The following is a 26459-nucleotide window of genomic DNA, read 5'->3' on the forward strand; positions in this document are numbered from 1 at the left end:
TGTCCCCGACCGCTTACGACCCTACCTCTCCGTGAGCTTTTGGGTGACATCGGTCGGGGCCTGACACGCCCCCCGGTCCCGTACCTGACGCTCCGGAACCGGACCGGGGGACTTTGCTCCTTGTCACTCAGGGTGAGTGGTGAAGGGGCCGCTGATCAGCGGTTCAGCGTGCGCAGTGCCTTACCGACGAGTAGCGCGCGGTCCGCCGCTGCGGGCACGTGCTCCAGGCCGAAACCGAGCAGGACGGTGTCACGGGTAGTGATCGCCGCGAAGGACTTGAACAGTTCGCCGGACCGGGACCAATCGCCGGGAACCTCAGGGCTTCCGGCGGGTGCGCCCTGGGCCGTCCAGACGCCGAGCGAGGACTCGAAGCCCTCGACGGCCTGGTCCGCTCCGCCGACGGACAGGCGCGCCTCGTCCGCGAAGACGCCGCGGCCGCCCGAGCCCGGGTCGGTGATGTAGGAGAGCGAGACCTCGACGCTCTTGCCCGCGTAGGCGCTCAGGTCGAAGGAGACCTGCTTCCAGCCGCCGGAGGAACCGGTGAAGCTGTTCCACGCGCCGCTGGTGCCCTGCGCGGTGCAGCCGCCGGAGTCCAGGGTGAGGTAGCGGCGCAGGAACGGGTGGCCGTTCATGAAGAATCCGGCCGCGCACTCCTCCGGGACCGTGGTGCTGCTCAGGCCGCCCGTGTCCGGCAGCGTCGTCCAGTCGTCGCCGCCGGCCGTACGGGCCTCCAGCGCGGCGTGGTCGTAGCCCTCCTCGACGTTCCAGTTGAGGGCGAGCTTCAGCTGCGGCTTGTCGGCCGCGGTGACGCCGGTGAGGTCGATCGTGCGGACGAGGCGCTTCCAGTCGTCGTCCGCGTGCAGGGCCGAGGCCATCCCGGTGCCCGCGTAGGGGGCGTACGGGTTCACGACCCCGGTGAACCGGCCCGCCTGGGCGCTCTTGAACTGCGGGAACTGTGCGGGGGCCAGGGTCTCGGAGGTGGCCGTGTAGGCGCCCGGGGCGTTCAGCGGGTTGCCCGCGGCGTCGCCGAGGCCGCCCTTCGCCCCGCTCAGGGAACCGTCGCCGATGAAGCCGCTGGCGCCGGGCGTGCTGATCCGGCTGTACGCGCCGAGCCAGTACTGGCTGAAGTCGTTGGTCACGGCGCGGCCGACCTGGGCGTTGCCGCCCGCCAGCTCGCCGGCCTCGATCAGCTTGCCGCCCTCGTTGAGGAAGTCGCGCACCGCCAGCTGGGTTTCACCGCCCGGGGTCTTGGCCCCGGTGTAGTGAACGGCCGTACGGAAGTGCGAGAGCACGCCCAGGTGGTGCGGGGCGCCCTGGGTCGCCACGTCCCAGACCGCCGCGGACTTCCCGTTGGCGCGCAGGGCGTCGACGTAGCTCTGGGCGTGCTGGGCCTTGGCCCCCTCCTCGGCGATCACCAGGACGTCCGCGCGGGGCCGCTCGGACACCGTGTAGGTGAAGTGCTCGCTGGAGACGGACTTGCCGGAGCGGTCGCGGCCGGTGAACCAGACCTCGACCTTGTCGCCGGGCTTCGCGCCGTCCACCTTGGCGCGGTACTCGTCGAACCAGTTGTTGTCGTCGCCGCCGTAGACCTCGCCGCCCTTCCAGGCCTTGAGGTCCTCGTCGTGCGTGCGGCCGCCGTTGATCCGGAAGTTGAGCTCCTTGTCCTTCAGCGCCTTGCGGGCCGTGACGGAGACCGTCTGGTCCTCGCCGCGGGCCACGTAGGAGGTGGTGAAGGGGTCGGGGGTGAAGTCAGCGGCGCTCAGGCCCACGGAGGACACCGGGCGGTCCGGCTGCGCGGCGCTCTCGCCCACCGAGAGGGCGAAGGGGACGTTCTTGGCGAACTCCGCCTGGACGAGCTTCTCGTCGTCCGGGAAGTTGAAGCCGGAGGCGCAGTCCTCGGGCTTCCACTGGTCGTTCGGGTCGACCGCCGAGGCGGTCTGGCAGGTGGTCATCTCCGGCGTGAACATCATGATGCCGTTGACGTTGGAGGCGTGGCCGTCGGCCTCGCCGTTCGTGGTGTAGAGCTCGGAGGAGACCTGCGGGTAGTAGCCCGGTACCGCGGGGTTCTCCGGCGTGCCGGCGAGCGCCTTGTACGCGATGTCGTCGGGGGTGGGGGTGGCCACCTGCCAGCCCACGCCGTAGAGCAGCAGCTCGGCGGCGGAGTGGTAGTTGATGGCGTAGTCGAAGCCGATGCGCTTCTCGAAGGCGTCGAGGGCGGTGGTCTCCGGCTCGGAGGACGCCTTCGGGCCGCGGTAGGTCTCGCTCGCCTGGTTCGGCGAGGAACCCTCGTTGTCGTAGCCCCACTTGAAGGCGAAGTTGCGGTTGAGGTCGATCCCGTCGCCGGCACTGATCTTGCCGTCGCCGTTGTTGTCGCGCAGGTTCTTGCGCCACAGCCGCTCGCCGTCCGGCGCGTGCGTGAAGTCGTACCCGTCCGGGTTGGCGGAGAGCAGGAACCACAGCTCGGTCGAGTCCACCAGCTTGGTGATCCGCTGGTCCTTGCCGTAGTTGTCGATCGTGTGGTGCATCAGCCGCCGGGTCATCTCGGGGGTGATCCACTCACGGGCGTGCTGGTTGGACATGTAGAGCACGGAGGGCTTGTCGCCGTCCTTGGTCTTCTTGGCGTTCTTGCTGACCTTGAGGGCGAGGATGTCCTTGCCCTGGACGGTCTTGCCGATGGAGACGACCTTGGTGAGCGCCGGGTTCTCCTGCGCCGTGCGCAGGATCTCCTCCTGGAGGCCGCCCTTGCCGCTGTACGGGCGGAACACGCCGTCGCCCGCCGCCTTGGCGCGGGCCAGCCCCTGGGCGCCGATCCTCCGCTCGGCGAGCTTGACGCCCTGGGCTTCGAGCTCCTTGGCCTGCCCGCCGGTGAGGAAGAGCTCGACCCGGGCGGTCCCGGTGTCCGGGGCGCGCTCGGTGAGCTCGTGGGCGTCCTGGCCGGCGGCGAGGACGAGCGGGACCTGTTCCCGGGTGATGTCGGCGTCGTAGACCCGTACCTCGTCGGCGCCGGGTGCGGTGCCGGAGCCGGGCTGGGCCTGGGCCGCCACGGGTAGCGCGGCGAGTGTGCTTGCGAAGACGAGTGCGCTTGCGGCGAGGATCGATCTCGCGCGGTGCCTCATATGCCCCCCTGGGCGTCGTCTGCCACGAAAGCTTCGGACGCCAGACTCAAGACCGGCCCATGCTCATGTCAATGGGGCCTACGGCAAAGGGGCCCGCACGAGTGATCGCGCGGACCCCTTTGCCGTACAAGGGGATCACCGGCTAACCGGCCATGTTGTCGGCCATCTCCTCGCTGAGGTCGAGGTTCGACTCGGTGCCCGGGATGCCGAGGTCCTGGGCGCGCTTGTCGGCCATCGCCAGCAGGCGGCGGATCCGGCCCGCGACCGCGTCCTTGGTCAGCGGCGGGTCGGCGAGCGCGCCCAGCTCCTCCAGGGAGGCCTGCTTGTGCTCCATGCGCAGCCGGCCGGCCGCGGCGAGGTGCTCGGGGACCTCCTCGCCGAGGATCTCCAGCGCGCGCTGCACGCGGGCTCCGGCGGCCACCGCGGCCCGCGCCGAGCGGCGCAGGTTGGCGTCGTCGAAGTTGGCGAGGCGGTTGGCGGTGGCGCGGACCTCGCGCCGCATCCGCCGCTCCTCCCAGGCCAGCACCGACTCGTGGGCGCCGAGGCGGGTCAGCAGGGCGCCGATCGCGTCGCCGTCGCGGACCACGACCCGGTCGACGCCGCGCACCTCGCGCGCCTTGGCGGCGATGGAGAGCCTGCGGGCGGCGCCCACCAGGGCCAGGGCGGCCTCCGGGCCGGGGCAGGTGACCTCCAGGGAGGAGGACCGGCCCGGCTCGGTGAGCGAGCCGTGGGCCAGGAAGGCGCCGCGCCACGCCGCCTCGGCGTCACAGGTGGCCCCGGAGACCACCTGCGGGGGAAGGCCCCGGATGGGGCGGCCGCGGCCGTCCACGAGGCCCGTCTGGCGCGCCAGCTGGTCACCGCCGGCCACGACGCGGACCACGTAGCGGCTGCCGCGGCGCAGTCCGCCGGGGGCCATCACCACCAGGTCCGAAGAATGGCCGAAGATCTCCAGGATGTCCTTGCGCAGGCGTCTCGCCGCGATCCCGGTGTCGAGCTCCGCCTCGATGACGATGCGGCCGCTCACCAGGTGCAGGCCGCCCGCGAACCGAAGGATCGCCGAGACCTCCGCCTTCCTGCAGCAGGTCCGGGTGACGGGGAGGCGGGAGATCTCATCCTTCACCGCGGGCGTCATCGCCATGGGCCGATCCTTCCATGCATCCGAAAAATACGGTCGTACGCGGCGGCCAGCAGCTCCGGATCGTGCTTCGGAGAACCGTCCTGCCTGGCCACGGGGGCCAGCTCGACCGCGGCACCGAACCGTTTCGCGGCATCGGCGAGGGACTCGCGGTCGGGTACGGCGGCCTCGTCGGCCAGCACCACGTCCAGGGCGAGTTTAGGGGCGTGTCGGGCCAAAACCTCCAAATGACGCTGCGGAGAGAAGCCCTCTGTTTCGCCGGGCTGCGGCGCGAGGTTCAGCGAGAGGACCCGGCGGGCCTTCGTCTCGACCAGTGCGTCGAGCAGTTCCGGCACCAGCAGGTGCGGAATGACGGAGGAGAACCAGGACCCCGGACCGAGCACCACCCAGTCGGCGTCCAGGACCGCCGCGACGGCCTCCGGCACGGCCGGCGGGTCGCTCGGCACCACCTGTACGGAGAGCACCTCGCCCGGGGTCAGGGCCACCGTGGCCTGCCCGCGGACGGTGTCCACGTCCTCGGGGCGGGCCGGGTCGTGCCCCCTGACCAGGGCCTGCAGCTCCAGCGGCACCGCCGACATCGGCAGCACCCGGCCCTGGGCGCCGAGCAGCCTGCCCACCAGGTCGAGGGCCTGGACGGGGTCGCCGAGCTGTTCCCACAGGGCGACGATCAGCAGGTTGCCGACGGCGTGGCCGTGCAGGTCGCCCTCGGACTGGAAGCGGTGCTGGATGACCCGGGCCCAGGTCTGGCCCCAGTCGTCGTCGCCGCACAGCGCGGCCAGCGCCTTGCGCAGGTCGCCGGGCGGCAGCACGTCGAGCTCCTCCCGGAGCCGGCCGCTGGAGCCGCCGTCGTCGGCGACGGTGACCACGGCGGTGAGGTCACCGGTGATCCGGCGCAGGGCGGCGAGGGAGGCCGACAGGCCCTGGCCGCCGCCGAGCGCCACCACCTTGGGCGTGGCGCCGCGCCGGCGGCCGGAACGGCCGGAGCGGCCCGCGCCGTCCTCGCCCCGTCCCGGGGTGAGGCGGCGCAGACGGCTCAGCCGCGGGGTCCGTGCGGTCACTCGCGCCCCATGTCCCGGTGGACGACGACGGTCTCGACTCCCTCGGAGGCGAGGCGGGCGGCGAGCTTCTCGGACATGGCCACGCTGCGGTGCTTGCCGCCCGTGCACCCGACCGCGATGGTCACGTACCGCTTGCCCTCGCGGCGGTAGCCGGTGGCGATGAGCTGGAGCAGCTCGGTGTAGCGGTCGAGGAACTCCTTGGCGCCGGGCTGGCTGAAGACGTACCCCGACACCTCCTCGTTGAGCCCGGTGAAGGGGCGCAGCTCCGGGACCCAGTGCGGGTTCGGGATGAAGCGGCAGTCGACGACCAGGTCGGCGTCGACGGGGAGGCCGTACTTGTAGCCGAAGGACATGACGGTGGCCCGCAGCTCGGGCTCCTCGTCCCCGGCGAACTGGGCGTCCATCTTGGCGCGCAGCTCGTGCACGTTGAGGCTGGAGGTGTCGATCACCAGGTCGGCGTCGCCGCGCAGCTCGCGCAGCAGGTCCCGCTCGGCGGCGATGCCGTCGGTGATGCGGCCGTCACCCTGGAGCGGGTGCGGGCGGCGGACCGACTCGAAGCGCCGGACCAGGGCGTCGTCGGAGGACTCCAGGAAGACGATGCGCCGCGTGACGCCCTTGCTGTCGAGGTCGGCGAGGGACTCGCGCAGGGCGTCGAAGAACTGGCGGCCGCGGACGTCGACGACGACGGCGATGCGCGCCACGTTGCCCTGCGAGCGGGCACCGAGCTCCACCATGGTGGGGATCAGCGCCGGCGGGAGGTTGTCGACGACGAACCAGCCGAGGTCCTCCAGACACTTCGCCGCCGTACTGCGGCCCGCCCCGGACATGCCGGAGATGATCACCAGCTCGGGGATGGCCGCCTCGGCGGTCTCGCCGGGCTCCGCTGTCGTGCCCGTACTCACCTGTGCTCCGTCTCGGTCGTGCGTGGTCTCGTGCTCGGTCATTGCTCGGTCCCCCGTTCGGACGATGACTCCCGGCTACTGCCGGGAGGTGCCCCCACCCGCGGGGGCGGGGTTCTCATCCTCAATGATCTCTCCTGTGGCCGTGTTGACGGCAGGGCCGGCGGGGACCGCCCCGGCGAGGGCCGCGGCCACGGTCTCGGCCGTCTTCCGTCCTATGCCCGGGACCTCGCAGATCTGGTCGATTGTCGCCTGTCTCAGCTTCTTCACCGAACCGAAGTGCTTGACCAGGGCCTGTTTGCGACTCTCGCCGAGGCCGGGCACCTCGTCCAGCGGGCCCGACTTCAGGCGCTTGCCGCGCTTGTTGCGCTGGTACTGGATGGCGAAGCGGTGGGCTTCGTCACGCACCCGCTGGAGCAGGTAGAGGCCCTCGCTGGTGCGGGGCAGCACGACCGGGTCCTCCTCGCCGGGCAGCCAGACCTCCTCCAGCCGCTTGGCCAGGCCGCACACGGCGACGTCGTCCACCCCGAGCTCCTCCAGGGCCCGCTTGGCGGCGGCGACCTGCGGCTGCCCGCCGTCGACCACCACGAGCTGGGGCGGGTACGCGAAGCGCCGGGGCCGCCCGTCGTCCTCGGGCACCGCGCCGTCGCCCTCCTCGGCCTCCCACTCGCCCGTCTTCAGCTTCTCCTGGAGGTAGCGGCGGAAGCGCCGCGAGACCACCTCGTGCATGGAGCGGACGTCGTCCTGCCCCTCGAACGACTTGATCTGGAAGCGCCGGTACTCGCTCTTGCGGGCCAGCCCGTCCTCGAACACCACCATCGACGCGACGACGTCGTCCCCCTGCAGGTGGGAGATGTCGAAGCACTCGATGCGCAGCGGGGCACCGTCGAGCTCCAGGGCCTCGGCGATCTCCTCCAGTGCCCGGGAGCGGGTGGTGAGGTCGCTGGCGCGCTTGGTCTTGTGCAGGGCGAGGGACTGGAGCGCGTTGCGGTGGACGGTCTCCATGAGGGCCTTCTTGTCGCCGCGCTGCGGTATCCGCAGGCTGACCTGGGACCCCCGGCGGTCGGCGAGCCACTGGCTCAGCACGGGCGTGTCCTCGGGCAGCGCCGGGACCAGCACCTCCTTGGGGACGGCCTCGCCCTTCTCCTCGCCGTACAGCTGCTGGAGGGCGTGCTCCACGAGCCCGGCGGTGTCGACGGCCTCCACCTTGTCGGTGACCCAGCCGCGCTGGCCGCGGACGCGGCCGCCGCGCACGTGGAAGATCTGCACCGCCGCTTCGAGCTCGTCCTCGGCGACGGCGATCAGGTCGGCGTCGGTGGCGTCGGCCAGCACGACGGCGTTCTTCTCCATCGCCCGGCGCAGCGCCCCCATGTCGTCGCGCAGCCGGGCGGCCTTCTCGTACTCCATCTCCTCGGCGGCCTCGTGCATCTCCTTCTCCAGGCGGGAGAGGTACGTCCCCGTCCGCCCGGCCATGAAGTCGCAGAAGTCCTCGGCCAGTTCGCGGTGCTCCTCGGGGGTGACCCGGCCGACACAGGGAGCGGAGCACTTGCCGATGTAGCCGAGCAGGCAGGGGCGGCCGATCTGGGCGGAGCGCTTGAACACTCCGGCGGAGCAGGTCCGCACCGGGAACACCCGGAGCATCAGGTCGACGGTCTCGCGGATCGCCCAGGCGTGCCCGTACGGCCCGAAGTAGCGCACGCCCTTCTTCTTGGGCCCCCGCATGACCTGGACCCTGGGGTACTCCTCGTTCAGCGTCACGGCGAGGGAGGGGTAGCTCTTGTCGTCCCGGTACTTGACGTTGAACCGCGGATCGAACTCCTTGATCCACGAGTACTCCAGCTGGAGCGCCTCGACCTCGGTGGACACCACGGTCCACTCGACGGAGGCGGCCGTGGTCACCATGGTGGCCGTACGGGGGTGCAGGCCGGCCACGTCCTGGAAGTAGCTGGCCAGGCGCTGGCGCAGGCTCTTGGCCTTCCCGACGTAGATCACCCGGCGGTGTTCGTCGCGGAATTTGTAGACCCCCGGGGAGTCGGGGATCTGTCCCGGCTGGGGGCGGTAGCTGGAAGGGTCGGCCATGCCAACCACCCTACTGGCGCGGTCCGACAACCGACCGCAGGCCTCCGGCCCGGTGTGCGGCTCCGGGCCGCCTGCTGCGCGAGGCTCCCCGGGCTCCGCCCGGACCCGGAAGAACGGGGCTCCACCCGGACCCGCGCCTCGAACGCCGACGGGGCTGCATTCCAGCCCGTCCGGCGTTTGAGGACCGGGGTCCGGGGCGGAGCCCCGGTATTTCAGCCCCGCCGGCGTTTGAGGCGCGGGGCGGAGCCCCGGGAGCTACGCCCCGACGGCGCGGCGGCGGCGCAAGGCCAGGAGCCCGGCTCCGCCCAGCGCCAGCGCCACGGTGCCTCCGGCGACCACCTCCACCGGAGTCCCGGCGGCCTCGGCCTCGGCCGGCCCGGCATAGCCGCCCGCCCCGCCCCGCGCGGCATAGGCGGAGCCGGGGAGCTTGTCCCCGTACGCCCCGGCCACCCGGGCCCGGTAGGCGGCCAGGCTGGTACCCCCGGTGCCCACGGCCCTTACGGCGTCCTCGTCCAGCGGCAGCACCCGACCGCCCCCGGCCACGTACCACGCGTCGATCTGCGGCTCCCGGAACACCGTTCCGCCGGGCAGTTTCTCCGCGCCCAGCTGCGCGTAGCGGAATTCGTCGTCGCCGGAGGCGATGTTCACGACCTGCCAGCCCGTCTCCGTCCGCGCCGTCCACAGCGCGGCCTGCTGGCCGTCGGAGGAGACCGCCTTGCTCGCGAGGAACTCCAGGCGGGCGACGGACGCCCCCGCCCGGCCCGCGACGAAGTCCGGGGAGAGGTGGTTGACCGGTATCGCCTCGCCCTCGACGCGGGGCTGCGCGGCGGCCGGGGAGACCCTGCCCTCGCGGGCGAAGAAACGGGACAGCGTGGCGAGGGTGTCGGGAGCGGTCGCCGCCCGCCCGGCGGCGGCCTTGTGCTCGGCTGTGGCGGTCTGCGGCTGCGGCACGGGGGCCGGGGCGGCCGCGAGGGCCTGCGGGGCGAGCCCGAGGAGGGCGGTGGCGGCGAGGACCGCGGCGGCGGTGGCGGTGGCGGTGGCGCGCAGGGTCATGGTGGTCACGCCCCGATCCGGTAGAGCGAGTGGGTCCAGGAGAAGGTGCTGTTGTTCACGTACCAGGCGTGCGAGGCCCAGTTGTAGCGGTCGCTGGAGGGCCAGGGGTCGCCCCAGTAGACCCAGTTGCTTGCGGTGTCGTAGCCGTAGACGACGTGCATGTGGCCGCCGCCGTTCGACCACTGGATCCGGGTCTCGATCGGCCGGTCGGCGTTGATCTCGGTCTGGACGGTGGAGTACTGGAGCCAGCCGTTGACGTACGAGCCGGGGTTGATGCCGGCCCAGCGCAGTCCGGTCTGGACGTTGCCGAGGGTGGCCTGGTTGTTGGGGCACTCGGAGCCCTGCTGGCGGTTGAAGGCGGCGTTGCAGAACTGGTTCTGGGTGTGGTTCCGGCCGAACCAGGTGGCGATGGTGTTGCCGCCCGCGGCCCAGCACCAGTTGGTCTTCTGCTGCGCCTGCATGGTGATGTTCAGGCGCTTGTAGGCCAGTGCGGAATCGGTGCCGGCCTCGGCTGCCGTGGCGGTGGCGGTGCCGACAGGCAGGGTGAACAGCACGGCGGTGAGGAGGGCGGCCAGGGAAAGCCGCCGGTTTCGGTTGCGCATCGCGTTCCTCCCGATGGGGGGAGTGGGGGGTGGAGGAGCGCGTCCGGACGCTGTGGAGGAGCATCGAGCAGTTGTCGCGATCAGGTCAACACGCTTCAATACGCGGTGACGTTGCAGTGTGAACGGTGGGGCTGCGGTGTGAACGGTTGCTGTCGTTTCACCTGGTCCCCCGGAGCCTCCGGCGCGATCCTCCGCGCCGGCGCGTGTGAACGTTCACAGAGGAGTCGCGATGGCGCCGACCGGGGACACGGCCGAACTCGGCCGGTTGCTGCGCGGCGGCCCCTTCCACCTCGCCCTGCGCGCCGCCCTCGCCGCCCGGGGGCTGCCCCTGCACCGGATCCAGCACCGGCTGGCGGCACAGGGCATCAAAGTCGGTGTCACCAGCCTCAGTTACTGGCAGCAGGGCGCCCGCCGGCCGCGGCACCCGGAGTCGCTGCGGGCCGTCACCGCCCTGGAGCGGATCCTGGAGCTGCCCGACGGCGCCCTCGTCCGCCTGCTCTCCGCTCCGCAACCCGCCCCGGGGCCCGCCCGCCCGGCCACCCGCCCGTACCGGGCCCTGTTCAGCATGGGCGGCACGGTGGAGCGGCTGCTGGACGGCATGGAGCTGCCGCCGGACGGCGGACTGCACTCGCTCGGCCACCACGAGCGGGTCCGCATCGGCCCGGCGGGCGAGCTGCGGGTCCGGGAGTCGCAGCAGATCGTCCGGGCGCACCGCGACGGCGTCGACCGCTACCTGGCCGTCCACCACGGCGATCCGGGCTGCGACGTGTCCCGGATCCGCGTGACGGCGTACGAGAACTGCCGTACGGGCCGGGTGCGCTGCCATCCGGAGGCCGGGGTGGTGGTCGCGGAGCTGCTCTTCGACGCACGGCTGCGGCGCGGGGACACCTACGTCTTCGGCTACGGCATCGAGGACGGCACGGGCGCCCGCAGCGGCGAGTACGTGCGCGGATTCAGCTACGCGGGCGGCCAGTACATGCTCCAGGTCCGCTTCGACGAGGCGGCCCTTCCGGTGCGCTGCCGGCGCTTCGCCCGCACCGGACCGAAGGCCCCGCGCACGGGCCTCGTCGACCTGACGCCCAGTGGCCGGCACCGGGTGGTGCACCTGGTGGAGCAGACGGTGCGGCGCGGGATCCTCGGGATCACCTGGGACTGGGAGTGACCGACCGGCGGGGTCAGCCCGCGATGAGCTTGCCGTTCTCGGCCCGGACCGGGACGGCGGGCAGCGGGGCGGACGCCGGGCCGCGCAGGACCTTGCCGGTGGCCACGTCGAAGCGGCTGCCGTGGCAGGGGCAGTTGCCCTGACCCTCGACGATCTTGTCCAGGACGCAGCCGGCGTGGGTGCACTGGGCGCTGAACGCCGTGTACCGGCCCTCCGCCGGGCAGCTGACGATCAGCTTCTGCTCCCGGTACAGCTTGGCCCCGCCGACCGGGACGTCGGCCGCGGCGCCGAGCTCCACCGGCGCGGTGGGCGTGGCGGGGGTGTTGCCCCCGCTGTCGGTCTCCGTGGAGCAGGCCGCGAGCGTCATTCCGGCCCCGGCGGCCCCGGCGAGCGCGGCGGCGCCCTTGAGGACGGTACGGCGGGCGGCGGACTGCGGCGCGGGCATGCGGTTCTCCTGGGGTGGCGGCACGGTGGGGACGGTACGGGACGGGCACGGGCCGGGTGCGGGCGGGGCCCGTCCGGGGCACCGGCCCACCCGACGATACCGCCGCCCCATGGGGTACCTTCCCCGCGTGATCGTCGTCGGCGGAGAAGCCCTCATCGACCTGGTGCCCGCGGCGCGGCCGCCGGGCGCGCTGCTGCCCCGGCCGGGCGGGGGACCGTACAACACCGCGCTCGCCCTCGGGCGGCTCGGCGCCGAGGTGGCCTTCTGCTCGCGGGTCTCGTCGGACGGCTTCGGCGAGAGCCTGCTGGCCGGGCTGCGGGCGGCCGGGGTGGACGTGTCGCTGGTCCAGCGCGGACCGGAGCCGACCACCCTCGCCGTGCCCTCGCTCGCCCCGGACGGCTCGGCCTCGTACGGCTTCTACGTCGAGGGCACCGCGGACCGGCTGTTCACCCTGCCGCCCGCCCTCCCCGACGGGGTACGCGCCCTCGCGCTCGGTACCTGCTCTCTGGTCCTGGAACCGGGTGCCGGCGCGTACGAGGCCCTGCTGCGGCGGGAGGCCGGGCGCGGGCTGCTGACCCTGCTGGACCCCAACATCCGGCCGGCGCTGATCGCGGACCCGGCGGCGTACCGCGCACGCTTCCGGGAGCGGCTGCTGCCGAGCACGACCGTCCTCAAGCTGTCCGAGGAGGACGCGGCCTGGCTGGGCGGCGGGGTCCGCGACTGGCTTGCCGCGGGGCCCTCTGCGGTGGTGCTGACCCGGGGCGCGGCGGGCCTGACCGTCTGGACGCGGGAGGGCGAGGAGCACTCGGCGGCAGCCCGCCGGGTCGAGGTGGCCGACACCATCGGGGCCGGCGACACCGTCAACGCCGCCCTGCTGCACCGGCTCGCGGGCGCGCCGGGGCGCCCGGTGGACTGGCCGGACGTCCTGGCCTACGCCGCCCACGCGGCGGCTCTGACCTGCACGCGGGCCGGCGCGGAGCCTCCGTACGCGGCGGAGCTCAGCGGATAGCGGCCCAGACGGTCCCGGCCACGGCCGGAGCGAACTCCTCGACCGGCCGGACCACCTGGGCGCCGGAGAAGTGCAGGAAGAAGGCCCGCTGGAAGCAGGCGCCGAGCAGCAGGGCGGCGGCGGCCGCCGGGTCGGCGTCGGGCCGCAGCCGCCCGGCGGCAAGCTCGCGCCGCAGCCGGCCGGCCAGGGCGTCGAGGACCGTGTGGGGCCCGGTGCCGATCTTCTGGACGCCCTCGCGGTGGCGGATGAGCAGGGCGGGTTCCGCGAAGAGCGAGGCGGCCATGGGCATGGCGTCGGCGTAGAAGAGCGAGGCGTGCCGGGCGATGTCGGTGAGCGTCTCCTCGACCCCCTGCTCCCCCGGATCGGGATCGGCCCGCAGGACGGCCATGAGCGGGCCCGCGTTGGGGGTGCGCTCCATCAGCACGCGGACGAACAGTTCCTCCTTGTTCGCGAAGTACTTGTAGAGCGCGGCCTCCGAGCAGCCGGCCTCGCGGGCGATGGCCTTGGTGGTGGCCTTGGCCAGGCCGCTGGTGCGCATCAGCTTCTCGGCGGCGTCGAGCAGCCGCTCAGGGGTGGGACGGCTTGACTTCGGGGTGAGCATTCACTCACTCTAAGGGCAGGAAGGGGTAAGTGAACACTCACCCACCTACCTACGCACATGTCGGGAGCCAGCATGAAACTCACGGTGTTCGGAGCCACGGGCGGCGTCGGCCACGAGGTCGTCAGGCAGGCACTGGCCGCGGGACACGAGGTCACGGCGGTCGTCCGCGACCCGGCCCGGCTGACCATGCCGGCCCACGACCGGCTCCAGGTGGCCGTCGTCGGCGACCTGACGGACGAGGACGCACTGGTCCCCGTACTGGCGGGCCGGTCGGCGGTGATCTCGGCCCTCGGCGCAGCCGGCAACAAGCAGGCCAAGGCGGCCCCGGTGACGGGTCCGGCGGTACGGGCCATCCTCGCGGCGATGGGCCGGGCGGGCGTGACCCGCCTCTCGGTCGTCAGCGCGGCCCCGGTCGGCCCGCCGGCCCAGGGCGAGGGCGTGCTCACCCGGGCGGTGGTCTACCCGCTCCTGCGCAGACTGCTGCGGGACCTCTACGCGGACCTCGCGGTGATGGAGGCGGAGCTGCGCGCGAGCGGAGTCGAGTGGACGGTCATCCGCCCGCCGATGCTCCGCGACAAGCCGCACACCGGCACGTACCGCCGGGCGATCGACGCCAACGTCCGCGGAGGCCACGCCATCCCCCGCGCGGACGTGGCCGACGCGCTCCTCACCACCCTCACCGACCCGGCTTACACGGCCCGCACAGTGGGCGTCGCCTCCTAGCGGAACCGGGCCCGCGGCCCGGTGGGTCGCCTCCTCACAGCGCGGGGCTACGCCCCACACCCCGACGGCGCTCCGCGCCCGCGCCTCAATCGCCGGCGGGCTGAATTGTCCGGCCCCGCCGCACCCTCCAGCCTCGTCGGCGTTTGAGGCGCGGGGTTCGCGGCGGAGCCCAGGGGCTGCCTTGGGGCAGACGAAGAGGGGCCCGGCCGCAGCCGAACCCCTCCCGCCGAGCTCAGCGCAGCGGCTACGCCTTGCGGGCCCGCGCAGCCGTCTTCTTCGCCGGCGCCGCCTTCTTCGCGGCGGCAGCCGCCGTCTTCTTGGCGGGAGCCTTCTTCACTGCGGCCCGCGCCGGAGGCGCCCCCGCGTCGGAGACCCGGTCCGCCCCCAGGATGTCCCGCAGGAACTTGCCCGTGTGGCTGGCCCCCACCGACGCCACCTGCTCCGGCGTGCCCTCGGCCACCACCAGGCCGCCGCCGTAGCCGCCTTCCGGGCCCATGTCGATGACCCAGTCCGCGGTCTTGATGACGTCCAGGTTGTGCTCGATGACGATCACCGAGTTCCCCTTGTCCACCAGCCCCGACAGCACCTTGATCAGCTTCGAGATGTCCTCGAAGTGCAGACCCGTCGTCGGCTCGTCCAGCACGTACACCGTCCGGCCCGTCGACCGCTTCTGCAGCTCGGAGGCCAGCTTCACGCGCTGCGCCTCGCCACCCGACAGCGTCGGCGCCGACTGGCCGAGGCGGACGTAGCCCAGCCCGACCTCGTTGAGCGTCTTCAGGTGACGCGCGATCGTCGGCACCGCCTCGAAGAAGCCCAGAGCCTCCTCGATCGGCATGTTCAGGACCTCGGCGATGGACTTGCCCTTGTAGTGGACCTCCAGCGTCTCCCGGTTGTACCGGTCGCCGTGGCAGACCTCGCACGGGACGTAGACGTCCGGCAGGAAGTTCATCTCGATCTTGATCGTGCCGTCGCCGGAGCAGTTCTCGCACCGGCCGCCCTTGACGTTGAAGGAGAAGCGGCCCGGCAGGTAGCCGCGCACCTTCGCCTCCATCGTCTCCGCGAAGAGCTTGCGCACGTGGTCGAAGACGCCGGTGTACGTCGCCGGGTTGGACCGCGGCGTCCGGCCGATGGGCGACTGGTCGACGTGGACCACCTTGTCGACGAGGTCGTCCCCCTCCACCCGGGTGTGCCGCCCGGGCACCGAGCGGGCGCCGTTCAGCTCGCGCGCCAGGTGCGTGTAGAGGATGTCGTTGACCAGCGTCGACTTGCCCGAGCCGGACACTCCGGTCACGGCCGTGAGCACGCCCAGCGGGAAGGACACGTCGATGTCCCGCAGGTTGTTCTCCTTGGCGCCGTGGACGGTGAGCCTGCGCTCGCCGTTCACGGGCCGGCGCATGTCCGGGATCGCGATGGAGCGCTTGCCCGACAGGTACTGCCCGGTCATCGACTCGGGGTTCTTCAGCAGCTCCTTGAGCGAACCGCTGTGCACCACCTTGCCGCCGTGCTCGCCCGCGCCCGGGCCGATGTCCACGACCCAGTCGGCCACCTTGATGGTGTCCTCGTCGTGCTCGACCACGATGAGCGTGTTGCCCATGTCCCGCAGCCGCACCAGCGTCTCGATCAGCCGGTGGTTGTCCCGCTGGTGCAGGCCGATGGAGGGCTCGTCCAGCACGTACAGCACGCCGACCAGGCCGGAGCCGATCTGCGTCGCGAGCCGGATGCGCTGGGCCTCGCCGCCCGACAGGGTGCCCGCGGCCCGGTTGAGCGAGAGGTAGTCCAGACCGACGTCGACGAGGAAGCGGAGCCGCTCGTTGACCTCCTTCAGGACCCGCTCGGCGATCTTCTTGTCGCGGGCGTCGAGCCGCAACCGTCCCAGGAAGTCCGCGCACTCGCTGATCGACATGGCGGCGACCTCGGCGATGGACTTCTCCATCACCGTCACCGCGAGCACGATCGGCTTGAGGCGGGTGCCCTCACAGGTCGGGCAGGGCACCTCGCGCATGTAGCCCTCGAAGCGCTCGCGGCTGGCGTCGCTCTCCGACTCCGCGTGCCGCCGCTTGACGAACGGCACGGCGCCCTCGAAGGCCGTCGTGTACGCCCGCTCCCGCCCGTACCGGTTGCGGTAGCGGACCTCGATCTGCGTCTTGTGCCCGTAGAGCAGGGCCTTCTTCGCACGCGCCGGCAGGCCGGCCCACGGGATGTCGGTCCGGAAGCCGAGCTCCCCGGCGAGCGCGCCGATCAGCCGCTGGAAGTAGTCCTTGGTGTGGCCGAGCGACCACGGCGAGACCGCGCCCTCGTCCAGGGACTTGTCCTCGTCCGGAATGATCAGCTCGGGGTCGACCTCCATGCGCGTGCCGATGCCGGTGCACTCGGGGCAGGCGCCGAAGGGCGAGTTGAAGGAGAAGGAGCGCGGCTCCAGCTCCTCGAAGGAGAGGTCGTCGTAGGGGCAGTAGAGGTGCTCGGAATACATCCGCTCACGCTCGGGGTCGTCCTCGGCGAGGTCGACGAAGTCCAGGATCACCATGCCGCCGGAGAGGCCGAGGGCCGTCTCCACGGAGTCGGTGAGCCGGCGCTTGGCACTGTCCTTGACGGTGAGGCGGTCGATGACCACCTCGATGGTGTGCTTCTCCTGCTTCTTCAGCGTGGGCGGCTCGGAGAGCTGGATGGTCTCCCCGTCCACCCGCGCCCGGCTGTAGCCCTTGGTCTGCAGGTCGGAGAAGAGATCGACGAACTCGCCCTTGCGCTCGCGCACCAGCGGCGAGAGCACCTGGAAGCGGCTGCCCTCGGGGAGCGCGAGCACCTTGTCGACGATCGCCTGCGGCGACTGGCGCGAGATGGGGCGGCGGCACTCGGGGCAGTGCGGCTTGCCGATGCGGGCGAAGAGGAGGCGGAGGTAGTCGTAGACCTCGGTGATGGTGCCCACGGTCGAGCGCGGGTTGCGCGAGGTCGACTTCTGGTCGATCGAGACGGCCGGGGAGAGGCCCTCGATGAAGTCGACGTCGGGCTTGTCCATCTGCCCGAGGAACTGGCGTGCGTACGACGAGAGCGACTCGACGTAGCGGCGCTGGCCCTCGGCGAAGATCGTGTCGAAGGCCAGGGAGGACTTGCCCGACCCGGAGAGTCCGGTGAAGACGATGAGCGAATCGCGGGGCAGGTCGAGCGAGACATTCTTGAGGTTGTGCTCGCGAGCGCCACGAACGATGAGACGGTCGGTCACGCCGGTCCGCACCTTTCTTGAGAGAGCGGGGGCACGGGCCCCCGTCCCAGGGTATGGGGGGCGCCTCTGCGGTGGAGATGGAGTCTGAACTTCGAGCGTATAGCACGCACATTCGATTTACGGCACTCCGAAGACCTCTTCACCCGATCGTGTGGCCGAAGCCCGCAGACCACTAGGCTCGTCCCATGACTGATCATGTGCACGACCTGCGATCTGTACGTGAAGCCACGGACCGGCTGCTGACCGCAGTCGCGAAAATGGACAACGCAGCCCTTGCCGAGGAGTCACATCTCCCCGGCTGGACCCGCGGCCACATCCTGGCCCACCTCGCGCGCAACGCGGACGCCCTCGTGAACGTCTTCGAGGGGCGCCCGATGTACGAGAGCGCCTCCGCACGCGACGCGGACATCGCACGCGATGCCGGCCGGCCCCTCGAAGAACACCTGACGGACCTCCGTGATTCCGGGGCCCGCTTCCTCGCCACCACGGAGCCCGACCAGGACTGGTCCCGCACCGTCGAGCTGCGCAACGGCATCACCGACCTGGCCGCCAACGTGCCCTTCCGCCGCTGGATCGAGGTCGACCTGCACCACGTCGACCTGAACATCGGCTACGAGCTCGAAGACCTGCCGCAGGAGTTCACCGACCGCGAGATCACCTTCCTCGCCGACCGCTGGTCCGCACGTCCGGAAGTGCCGCCGACGGCCCTGGTCGCCGCCGACGGGCGGACCTGGCGCACCGGCTCCGCCGGGGAGCCGGCCGTGACCGTGTCCGGCACCGCCGCCGGGCTGCTGGCCTGGCTGGCCGGCCGCGGCGACAAGGGCGCCTCGCTCACCACCGCGGGCGGCCCCCTCCCCGGGCTCCCGCCGCTCTAGGATCAAGACATGACGTACACCGGAGAGGTCAAAGTCGGCGGTCCGGCCGACGTGCACGAGCTCGCGGACCTGATGATTTCCAAGGTCGCGGTGGGCTCCATGAACAACAACGCCTACCTGCTGCGCTGCCGGGCCACCGACGAGCAGCTGCTCATCGACGCGGCCGCCGAGGCGGTCACGCTGCTGAGCCTGATCGGGGACGACGGCATCGCGTCCGTGGTCACCACCCACCGGCACGGCGACCACTGGGGAGCGCTCGAGGAGGTCGTCGCGGCGACCGGCGCGCGGACCTACGCGGGCGCCCAGGACGCCGAGGGCATCCCGGTGCCGACCGACGTGGCCGTTGCGGACGGGGACACGATCCAGGTCGGGCGGGTCAAGCTGACCGCCCGCCACCTGGTCGGACACACCCCCGGCTCGATCGCCCTGATCTACGACGACCCGCACGGCCACGCGCACGTGTTCACCGGCGACTGCCTCTTCCCCGGCGGAGTCGGCAACACCGGGGGCGACCCGAAGGCCTTCGCGAGCCTGATCGACGACGTCGAGCACAAGCTCTTCGAGCAGCTGTCGGACGAGACCTGGGTCTACCCCGGCCACGGCAACGACACCACGCTCGGCGCGGAGCGTCCGCACCTGGCCGAATGGCGCGAGCGCGGCTGGTAGGCAGCGCAACGCGTCAACTTCGGTACGCGACGCACTCCTTCCGGTCGTTGACGGCCGAACGCACGTCCTGAGGGCGGGGAGCGGGTAGTTGGTGCAGCATGCACCAGGACCCATCCCCGCCCCTCGCGTCCTCCCCCGCTCCCTCTCCCGACTCCGCCGCCGCCGCTCGGCACGCCGGGACGGACGACACCGCCCGCCCCGGCATGCTGCGGCTCGCCTCGGCCTCGCTCGCCGGGACCGCGATCGAGTTCTACGACTTCTTCGTCTACGGAACGGCCGCCGCCCTCGTGCTCGGCCCGCTGTTCTTCCCCTCCTTCTCCCCGCTCGCCGGGACCCTCGCCGCCTTCGGCACCTTCGGCGTCGGCTTCCTCGCCCGCCCGCTCGGATCGGCGGTCTTCGGCCACATCGGCGACCGCTACGGCCGCCGCCCGGTACTCCTCGCCTCCCTGCTGCTGACCGGCCTCGCCACGGTCGCCGTCGGCTGCGTGCCCACGTACGGATCGATCGGCGTGGCCGCGCCCGTACTCCTGCTCCTGCTGCGCTTCCTGCAGGGCCTCGGGCTCGGCGGCGAGTGGGGCGGCGCGGTGCTGCTGACCGCCGAGCACGCGCCCGAGCAGCGGCGCGGGCTGTGGTCGAGCTTCCCGCAGATCGGCCCGCCGGTGGGTTTCCTGCTGGCCAACGGCCTGATGCTGGGGCTGTCCGCGTCGCTGAGCGATGCGCAGTTCACCTCGTGGGGGTGGCGGGTGCCGTTCTGGGCCGCCGGGCTGCTGGCCCTGGCCGGGCTGTGGCTGCGCCGCTCGGCGGAGGAGACCCCGCAGTTCAAAGCGCTGACGGAGACCGGGCGGCGGGCCGAGGCGCCGCTGGCCGAGGTGGTCCGCGGGCACTGGCGGCTGCTCCTGCTGACCGGCGGGGCGCTCGCCGTGGCCTACGCCGTCTTCTACGCGGTCACCACCTGGGCGCTCGCGTACGCCACCGAGCGCCTCGGCCTCGGCCGGACGGTGGTGCTGGCCTGCATCATGGGCGCCGTCGCACTGATGGGCCTGGTGACCCCGCTGGTGGCGGTGCTCGGCGACCGGTACGGCCGCCGGCCGCTGTGCCTGGCCGGGTGCACGGCCTGCGCGCTGCTGATGTTCCCGCTGGTGGCGCTGCTCGATACGGCCGACCCGCTGCTGATGACACTGGGCTTCACGGGGGCGCTGCTGGCCATGGTGACGATGTTCGCGGTGGTGGGGGCGTACCTGCCGGAGCTGTACGCCCCGCGGATCCGGTGCACGGGCGCGGCCGTCGGCTACAACCTGGGCGGCGTGCTGGGCGGGGCGCTGACCCCGATCGTGGCGACGGCGCTCGCGGACGGCTCGGGTCCGCCGTGGGGCGTCGCCGTGTACCTGACCGGGATCGCCCTGCTCAGCCTGGGCTGCTTCGCGCTGCTGCCGGAGACCAGTCCGCTGGTCGTGGGGGCGCGGTCGGGCGCCGGCAGGGGAACGGAAACGGGGGCGGCCGAAGCGGCCGCCCCCGCGTAGCTGCGTAGCTCCCGTTACGCGTCGATGCTCTCCTGGCGGGCGGCGGCCTCGGCCGCCGCCTGCTTCTTCGAGGCCATCAGGCTGGTGACCGTGGTGATGACCAGGACACCGCAGATGACGCCGAGGGAGACCGGGATCGAGATCACCGGGACGTGCACCCCGTTCTCGTGCAGGGCGTGCAGCACCAGCTTGATTCCGATGAAGCCCAGGATGATCGACAGGCCGTAGCTGAGGTGGACCAGCTTCTTCAGCAGGCCGCCGATGAGGAAGTACAGCTGGCGCAGGCCCATCAGGGCGAAGGCGTTGGCCGTGAAGACGATGTACGGGTCCTGGGTGAGGCCGAAGATCGCGGGGATGGAGTCCAGGGCGAACAGCACGTCGGTGGTGCCGATGGCCAGCATGACGACCATCAGCGGGGTCAGCACGCGCTTGCCGTTGTTGACGATGAAGAGCTTGGTGCCGTGGTACTGGTCGGCGACGCCGAACTTCTTCTCGACGGACTTGAGGAGACGGTTCTCCTCGAACTCCTCGTCGTCCTCGTCCTTGCGGGCCTCCTGGATCAGCTTCCACGCGGTGTAGATCAGGAACGCGCCGAAGATGTAGAAGACCCAGGAGAAGCTGGCGATGATCGCGGCGCCGGCGGCGATGAAGACCGCACGCAGGACCAGGGCGATCAGCACGCCGATGAGCAGCACGCGCTGCTGGAGGTGGGAGGGCACCGCGAACTTCGCCATGATCAGGACGAAGACGAAGAGGTTGTCGACGCTCAGCGACTTCTCGGTGATGAAGCCCGCGAAGAACTCCTGGGACGCCTGGGGGTTGCCGAAGAACCACAGGCCGAGTCCGAAGAGTGCGGCGAGGACGATCCAGACGACCGTCCAGATGCCCGCTTCCTTGACCGACACGTCGTGCGGCTTGCGGCCGATGAAGAAATCGGCACCGATGAGGAGGGACAGACCGAGAATGGTCGCGGCCCACAGGGCCCAGGAAACTTCCATGGTGAACACGCCTCCGGCGGATGGCTCAGGACTACGTCAGCGTCATCGCTGCCGGAGGTCTCTTCCACCCGGGCGGCCTGGAGGCCGTGGGCCGGCGCCCCGGGACCGACTGCGCTCACATCACCGCAGTGGTCCGTATTGACGGGTACGCCGTAGCAGGAAAGCAGGAATACTCCCCTCCGCACACACGAGCATACCCGTCAAAGGCAGATTAGGTAAAGAGAATCCCAAAGGATGGTCACGGACCGGTAGTGCGACGGGTCTGCGCCACCCGGTCCAGCGCCTGTTCCAGGACCCCGCTGCCCTGCGGCGGAAGGTCCGGTTCGAAGGTCCAGGCGTGGTGGACCCAGGGATCGGCGAGATGGCTGTCCGGAACCGGCGACAGCCGCATCAGCGAGCGCCACAGCGGGTCGAGCAGCGGCCCGTAGGCCGAGGCCTCGTCGCGGTCGGCGACCATCAGCAGGTGCACGCCGACCGCCGGGCCCTCGTCGGCGAGGTAGCGCAACTGGGTCACGGCCCGGTCGTCGAAGCCGTGCGGGAAGTCGTGCACGAGCAGCAGCTGGTCGGCCGTGTCCACGTCCGGCGGCAGATCCTCGGGGGCGCCGGCCCGCAGCGCCATCTGTACGAGGTCCACCCGCCGGGTCAGCCGCGCCAGGGTCTGGGTGACCCCGTGTGCCCCGGCGGCGGGCGGCCCGGCCAGCACCCCGGCGCGGACGAGGGGCGCCAGGGAGGCGGCGCCCGCCCCGGCCGCGTCGATGACGTGCACGGAGAACTGGTCGCCGGGGTGGACCGCGAGCAGCCGCACCGCGTGCGCGACGGCCATGTCCATGGCGGCCCGGCGCAGCCGGTCGGTGTCCATGGCCATCGCGGCCTCGGAGCCCGTACGGCCGTTGTCGATCCAGATCCCGCGCTCCAGCGGGACCCTCATCAGCATGGGGATCCGCAGGTCGGGGCGCTCGGGCAGGTGCAGGTCGCCCAGGCGCAGGGCGAGCGGGTTCTCCTCGGGCGGCGCGGTCGCCCGGCTGTCGTGCCAGACCGGGTTGTCCCAGCGGGCGTACGCGGCCGGCAGCGCGGGCTCGACCACCTCCGACTCGGCGATCAGCTGGGCGAGATCGCGGTCGAGGACGGCCTGGGCCTGGGCGACGAGCTCCTCGCGGCGGGCGCGGGCGGTGTCGCGGGCGGCGTTGCCGGAGCCTCCGAGGCGGTGGCGCGGGTCGGAGAGGGCCTCGTCCAGTTCGCGGTCCATGCGGGAGTCGGCGAACTCGACGGCGCTGCGGTAGGCGGCCACCGTGCGGGCCAGGTCCTCGAACATGCCCCAGACCTGGTTGTAGAGCCGCTCCTCCATGGACCAGCCGCTGGCGTCCCCGGCCACGGGCCGCGGAGGCTGTCCGGGCTCCTGCGGCGCGGCGGCCCGCGGCGCCGGCTCGGGCGGCTCCGTGCTGGTGCGGCGGCGCCGCGGGTGGGCGTAGTTGATGGTGGGCGGCGAGCCCCCGGTGTCGCCGCCGGGCGCGGGCCCGGGCGTACCGGCGTACGGGACGCCGGAGACGGGGACCGGGCCGGGCGGCTCGGGGGCGGCCGCGGGGCCCTGGACCTGGTTCTGGGCCGGGGTGGCCGGGGCCTGCGGGGCGCGCAGGTCGCGGGCCGGGCTCCGCAGGGCCGCAAGCGTGCCGTCGCCCTGCGCGGCCGGGGCTGCCGTGCGCAGCGCGGCGGCGGCCAGCGCGGCGGCGTCCGCCGCCGGGAGTCCGCCGTCGGTCAGCAGGGCGCCGAGGCCGTCGGCGTAGCCCTGGCCCACGGCGCGGACCTTCCAGGCACCCTGGCGCCGGTACAGCTCCAGGGCGACCACGGCGGTCTCGGCTTCCAGCCCGGTCAGCGTGTAGCCGGCGAGCTCGGCGCCCGCCGGGTCGGCCACGGCCACGTAGGAGGCCGGGACCGAGCCGAAGCGTGCCGGGCCGCCGGGCGGCAGCACGAGCAGCACGCCGACCCGGTGGACGTCCGCCGCGACCGCGTCGAGGTCGACGGCGAGGGTGTGCCGGTCGGCGAGCTCCCCGGGCGCCTGCACGCCGGGGAGGGACCTGGCCCCCGGGTGGGCCAGTACCGCGTCGCCGGCGAACCGGCCCTGTTCGTCGGCGAGCGAGGCCAGGGCGAGCACGGGTGTGCCCGCCGAGACCCTGATCTCCACCCGGCTGTGGGACACGGGGTGGTTCTGCCCCCGGACCAGTTCGGCCGTCATCGTGCAGCCCCTCCCCCGTGCCTTCTTCTCTCGTGCCTTCTTCTGTGCCGGTACTTCTACAGGTGCGGCAGGATCGCCGGCATGAGGTCCTGGAAGGTACGGCCGTTGGCCGGGTTCCCGAGGGCCGTCATCTGCCAGCCGGCGCCCACGCGGGACACCTTCGCCATGATCTGCGCGGTGTACTGACCGCCGCCGTCGAGGGTGTAGCGGGCCAGCTCCTGGCCGTTGGTCTCGTCGACGATGCGGCAGAACGCGTTCTGCACCTCCTGGAACGTCTGGCCGGTGAAGGAGTTCACCGTGAAGACGATCTGGTCGATGTGGACCGGCACGCGCTGGAGGTCGACGAGGATCGCCTCGTCGTCCCCGCCCTGGCCGACGCCGCCGACGAGGTTGTCGCCGGTGTGGCGCACCGAGCCGTCGTCGCTCTGGAGGTGACGGAAGAACACGACGTCCACCGGCTGCTTGTCGGCGAAGAGCACCGCCGACGCGTCGAGGTCGATCTCCCGCGTCCGCGAACCGAACAGTCCGCGGCGCTTCGCCGCCTGCCAGCCGAGGCCCATCCGGACCGCGGTCAGCGTGCCCCCGTCCGCCTTCTGCAGACTGATGGCCTGACCCTTGGTCATATTGACCGTCACGAGCTGTCCCCTCTCCATGGCCCGCCCCAATAACGGGCGCGCAGGGTGTACCTGCGGCTGTGATTCAACCCTACTGACCCGCTCCGGGTCAGGCGAGGCCCGCTTCCTTCATCTGCCGCAACTCCTTCTTCAGCTCGCCCACCTCGTCCCGGATCCGGGCCGCGACCTCGAACTGCAGCTCCGCGGCCGCCCCGCGCATGCGCTCCGTCATCTGCTCGATGAGCGAGGCCAGCTCCTCGGCGGGCCGGTCGGTGAGCACCTCGGCGCCCTTGGCGGCCTTGGCCCCCTTCGCGCCCTTGCCGCCCGCCTTGGTCTGGGCGGCCCGGCCGCCGAGCGCCGGCACAGGGGCCTTGGCTCCCTTGCCGTCCTTCGCCTGCCGGTATCCGGTGCCGAGGAGCTCCTCGGTGTCGAGTTCCTCGCGGGCGATCGTGGCGACGATGTCGTTGATCTTCTTGCGCAGCGGCTGCGGGTCGATCCCGTTCGCCGTGTTGTAGGCGATCTGCTTCTCCCGGCGCCGGTTGGTCTCGTCGATGGCCTTCTCCATCGCCGGGGTCATCTTGTCCGCGTACATGTGGACCTGGCCCGAGACGTTGCGCGCGGCGCGGCCGATGGTCTGGATCAGGGAGGTCCCGGAGCGCAGGAAGCCCTCCTTGTCGGCGTCGAGGATCGCCACCAGGGACACCTCGGGCAGGTCGAGGCCCTCGCGCAGCAGGTTGATGCCGACCAGGACGTCGTACTCGCCGGCCCGCAGCTCGCGCAGCAGCTCGATGCGGCGCAGGGTGTCCACGTCGCTGTGCAGGTAGCGGACCTGGATGCCGAGCTCCAGGAAGTAGTCCGTGAGGTCCTCGGCCATCTTCTTGGTGAGGGTGGTGACCAGGATCCGCTCGTCCTTCTCCACCCGCTGCCGGATCTCGTGGACCAGGTCGTCGATCTGCCCCTCGGTGGGCTTGACCACGACCTCGGGGTCGATGAGGCCGGTGGGGCGGATGATCTGCTCGACGAAGCCGTCGCCGCGCGAGAGCTCGTACTTTCCGGGGGTCGCCGACAGGTAGACGGTCTGGCCGATGCGCTCCTGGAACTCCTCCCACTTCAGCGGCCGGTTGTCGAGGGCCGACGGCAGCCGGAATCCGTGGTCGACCAGGGTCCGCTTGCGGGAGGCGTCGCCCTCGTACATGGCGCCGATCTGCGGCACGGTCACGTGCGACTCGTCGATGACCAGGAGGAAGTCCTCCGGGAAGTAGTCGATGAGGGTGTTCGGGGCGGAGCCGCGCTCGCGGTCGTCCATGTGCAGCGAGTAGTTCTCGATGCCGGAGCAGGACCCGATCTGCCGCATCATCTCCAGGTCGTACGTGGTGCGCATGCGCAGCCGCTGCGCCTCCAGCATCTTGCCCTGCTTCTCCAGCTCGGCGAGGCGCTCGGCCAGCTCGGCCTCGATGCCGGTGATCGCCTTCTCCATGCGCTCGGGGCCGGCGACGTAGTGGCTCGCGGGGAAGACGTACAGCTCGCGGTCCTCGCTGATGACCTCGCCGGTCAGCGGGTGGAGGGTGGAGAGGGCCTCGATCTCGTCGCCGAACATCTCGATGCGGACGGCCAGTTCCTCGTAGACCGGGAAGATCTCGATGGTGTCGCCGCGCACCCGGAAGGTGCCGCGGGTGAAGGCCACGTCGTTGCGCGTGTACTGGATGTCGACGAAGCGGCGCAGCAGCTGGTCCCGGTCGATCTCCTCGCCGACCTTGAGGGAGACCATCCGGTCGACGTACTCCTGCGGGGTGCCGAGGCCGTAGATGCAGGACACGGAGGCGACGACGATCACGTCGCGCCGGGTCAGCAGCGAGTTGGTCGCGGAGTGGCGCAGCCGCTCCACCTCCTCGTTGATCGAGGAGTCCTTCTCGATGTACGTGTCCGACTGCGGTACGTACGCCTCGGGCTGGTAGTAGTCGTAGTACGAGACGAAGTACTCGACGGCGTTGTTCGGCAGGAGCTCGCGGAACTCGTTCGCCAGCTGGGCGGCGAGCGTCTTGTTCGGCGCCATGACGAGGGTGGGGCGCTGAAGCTTCTCGATCATCCAGGCGGTGGTCGCCGACTTGCCGGTGCCGGTCGCACCCAGCAGGACGACATCCTTCTCACCTGCACGGATACGCCTCTCCAGGTCGGCGATGGCCGTCGGCTGGTCGCCGCTGGGCTGGTAGGGGCTGACGACCTCGAAAGGCGCCACCGTGCGTTCGATCTTCGATACGGGCCGCATGAGTCCACCGTACGACCCCCCACTGACACTCACGCATCCGCGCCGGTCCTCGGCGCGCTCCGACGGCTCCGGACGCTCGGGGGCCCGTCATTCGTTCTGGTCCGTTTGTCGTAGTTCGGTGGCGGCTCGGTGATCTTCAACCCCATGATCGCCGTGAAGTGCATCGCCACAACGTCTGCCGCTCCGCACCC

General features: G+C 71.8%; 20 protein-coding genes. 6 read left to right on the forward strand and 14 right to left on the reverse strand.

Going from position 1 to position 26459, the window contains the following annotated elements:
• Window positions 1–155 precede the first annotated feature (155 nt).
• The 7 genes from OG472_RS13600 to OG472_RS13630 form a co-directional block, all read right to left on the reverse strand.
• A complete protein-coding gene (locus OG472_RS13600) occupies window positions 156–3116 on the reverse strand; it encodes a M14 family zinc carboxypeptidase (protein ID WP_405829624.1) in 2961 nt (986 codons plus the stop codon).
• Between the two features lie 142 nt (window positions 3117–3258).
• Window positions 3259–4254, reverse strand: coding sequence for a DNA-binding protein WhiA (gene whiA, locus OG472_RS13605; protein ID WP_030009075.1), 996 nt, complete (start codon window positions 4252–4254; stop codon window positions 3259–3261).
• Window positions 4245–5309, reverse strand: a complete 1065-nt coding sequence (gene yvcK / locus OG472_RS13610) for a uridine diphosphate-N-acetylglucosamine-binding protein YvcK (protein WP_361765036.1) — start codon at window positions 5307–5309, stop codon at window positions 4245–4247. The genes whiA and yvcK overlap by 10 nt, the downstream gene beginning before the upstream one ends.
• Window positions 5306–6253 (reverse strand): RNase adapter RapZ, encoded by a 948-nt coding sequence (gene rapZ, locus OG472_RS13615; RefSeq protein WP_030388929.1) that lies wholly within the window; start codon window positions 6251–6253, stop codon window positions 5306–5308. The genes yvcK and rapZ overlap by 4 nt, the downstream gene beginning before the upstream one ends.
• A 33-nt stretch (window positions 6254–6286) precedes the next feature.
• Window positions 6287–8287, reverse strand: a complete 2001-nt coding sequence (gene uvrC / locus OG472_RS13620) for an excinuclease ABC subunit UvrC (protein ID WP_405829625.1) — start codon at window positions 8285–8287, stop codon at window positions 6287–6289.
• A gap of 255 nt (window positions 8288–8542) precedes the next feature.
• The gene (locus tag OG472_RS13625) at window positions 8543–9340 is read right to left on the reverse strand and encodes a hypothetical protein (RefSeq protein ID WP_405943172.1); all 798 of its coding nucleotides are present in this window, start codon (window positions 9338–9340) and stop codon (window positions 8543–8545) included.
• A 5-nt stretch (window positions 9341–9345) separates the two neighbouring features.
• Window positions 9346–9942, reverse strand: coding sequence for a papain-like cysteine protease family protein (locus tag OG472_RS13630; RefSeq protein WP_383569188.1), 597 nt, complete (start codon window positions 9940–9942; stop codon window positions 9346–9348).
• A gap of 229 nt (window positions 9943–10171) precedes the next feature.
• On the opposite strand from OG472_RS13630, the gene OG472_RS13635 reads away from it, so the two are divergent.
• Entirely contained in the window at window positions 10172–11104 is a 933-nt protein-coding gene (locus OG472_RS13635; RefSeq protein ID WP_405941470.1) for a hypothetical protein, read from the forward strand.
• A gap of 13 nt (window positions 11105–11117) precedes the next feature.
• On the opposite strand, the gene OG472_RS13640 is transcribed toward OG472_RS13635, so the two are convergent.
• The gene (locus OG472_RS13640) at window positions 11118–11549 is read right to left on the reverse strand and encodes a Rieske (2Fe-2S) protein (RefSeq protein ID WP_401600907.1); all 432 of its coding nucleotides are present in this window, start codon (window positions 11547–11549) and stop codon (window positions 11118–11120) included.
• Between the two features lie 127 nt (window positions 11550–11676).
• Between OG472_RS13640 and OG472_RS13645 the strand changes: the two genes are divergently transcribed.
• A complete protein-coding gene (locus OG472_RS13645) occupies window positions 11677–12558 on the forward strand; it encodes a carbohydrate kinase (protein WP_405943173.1) in 882 nt (293 codons plus the stop codon).
• On the opposite strand, the gene OG472_RS13650 is transcribed toward OG472_RS13645, so the two are convergent.
• Window positions 12548–13159 (reverse strand): TetR/AcrR family transcriptional regulator, encoded by a 612-nt coding sequence (locus tag OG472_RS13650; protein WP_401600909.1) that lies wholly within the window; start codon window positions 13157–13159, stop codon window positions 12548–12550. The genes OG472_RS13645 and OG472_RS13650 overlap by 11 nt on opposite strands.
• Window positions 13160–13231: 72 nt before the next feature.
• Between OG472_RS13650 and OG472_RS13655 the strand changes: the two genes are divergently transcribed.
• Entirely contained in the window at window positions 13232–13882 is a 651-nt protein-coding gene (locus OG472_RS13655; protein ID WP_405941471.1) for an NAD(P)-dependent oxidoreductase, read from the forward strand.
• Window positions 13883–14126: 244 nt separating this feature from the next.
• On the opposite strand, the gene uvrA is transcribed toward OG472_RS13655, so the two are convergent.
• The gene (gene uvrA, locus OG472_RS13660; RefSeq protein ID WP_405941472.1) at window positions 14127–17099 is read right to left on the reverse strand and encodes an excinuclease ABC subunit UvrA; all 2973 of its coding nucleotides are present in this window, start codon (window positions 17097–17099) and stop codon (window positions 14127–14129) included.
• Window positions 17100–17284: 185 nt separating this feature from the next.
• Here uvrA and OG472_RS13665 point away from each other — a divergent pair, with 185 nt between their 5' ends.
• The 3 genes from OG472_RS13665 (at window position 17285) to OG472_RS13675 (ending at window position 20160) form a co-directional block, all read left to right on the forward strand.
• Window positions 17285–17974, forward strand: a complete 690-nt coding sequence (locus OG472_RS13665) for a maleylpyruvate isomerase family mycothiol-dependent enzyme (RefSeq protein WP_405829632.1) — start codon at window positions 17285–17287, stop codon at window positions 17972–17974.
• A gap of 9 nt (window positions 17975–17983) precedes the next feature.
• Window positions 17984–18640 (forward strand): MBL fold metallo-hydrolase, encoded by a 657-nt coding sequence (locus OG472_RS13670; protein WP_401600920.1) that lies wholly within the window; start codon window positions 17984–17986, stop codon window positions 18638–18640.
• A gap of 203 nt (window positions 18641–18843) precedes the next feature.
• Entirely contained in the window at window positions 18844–20160 is a 1317-nt protein-coding gene (locus OG472_RS13675; RefSeq protein WP_405943174.1) for an MFS transporter, read from the forward strand.
• Window positions 20161–20174: 14 nt separating this feature from the next.
• On the opposite strand, the gene OG472_RS13680 is transcribed toward OG472_RS13675, so the two are convergent.
• From OG472_RS13680 to uvrB, 4 genes are all read right to left on the reverse strand, one after another.
• On the reverse strand, window positions 20175–21158 hold the full coding sequence (locus OG472_RS13680; protein ID WP_405941473.1) for a TerC/Alx family metal homeostasis membrane protein: 984 nt from the start codon (window positions 21156–21158) through the stop codon (window positions 20175–20177).
• A 238-nt stretch (window positions 21159–21396) separates the two neighbouring features.
• Window positions 21397–23388 carry a TerD family protein gene (locus tag OG472_RS13685; protein WP_405941474.1) on the reverse strand — a complete coding sequence of 664 codons (1992 nt, stop codon included), beginning with the start codon at window positions 23386–23388 and terminating at the stop codon, window positions 21397–21399.
• 56 nt (window positions 23389–23444) lie between these two features.
• Entirely contained in the window at window positions 23445–24023 is a 579-nt protein-coding gene (locus tag OG472_RS13690; RefSeq protein WP_030720460.1) for a TerD family protein, read from the reverse strand.
• Window positions 24024–24111: 88 nt separating this feature from the next.
• Window positions 24112–26268, reverse strand: a complete 2157-nt coding sequence (gene uvrB / locus OG472_RS13695; RefSeq protein WP_401600928.1) for an excinuclease ABC subunit UvrB — start codon at window positions 26266–26268, stop codon at window positions 24112–24114.
• Window positions 26269–26459 lie beyond the last annotated feature (191 nt).

Origin of the sequence: Streptomyces sp. NBC_00207 (assembly GCF_045160965.1) — a bacterium.
Lineage (GTDB): Bacteria > Actinomycetota > Actinomycetes > Streptomycetales > Streptomycetaceae > Streptomyces.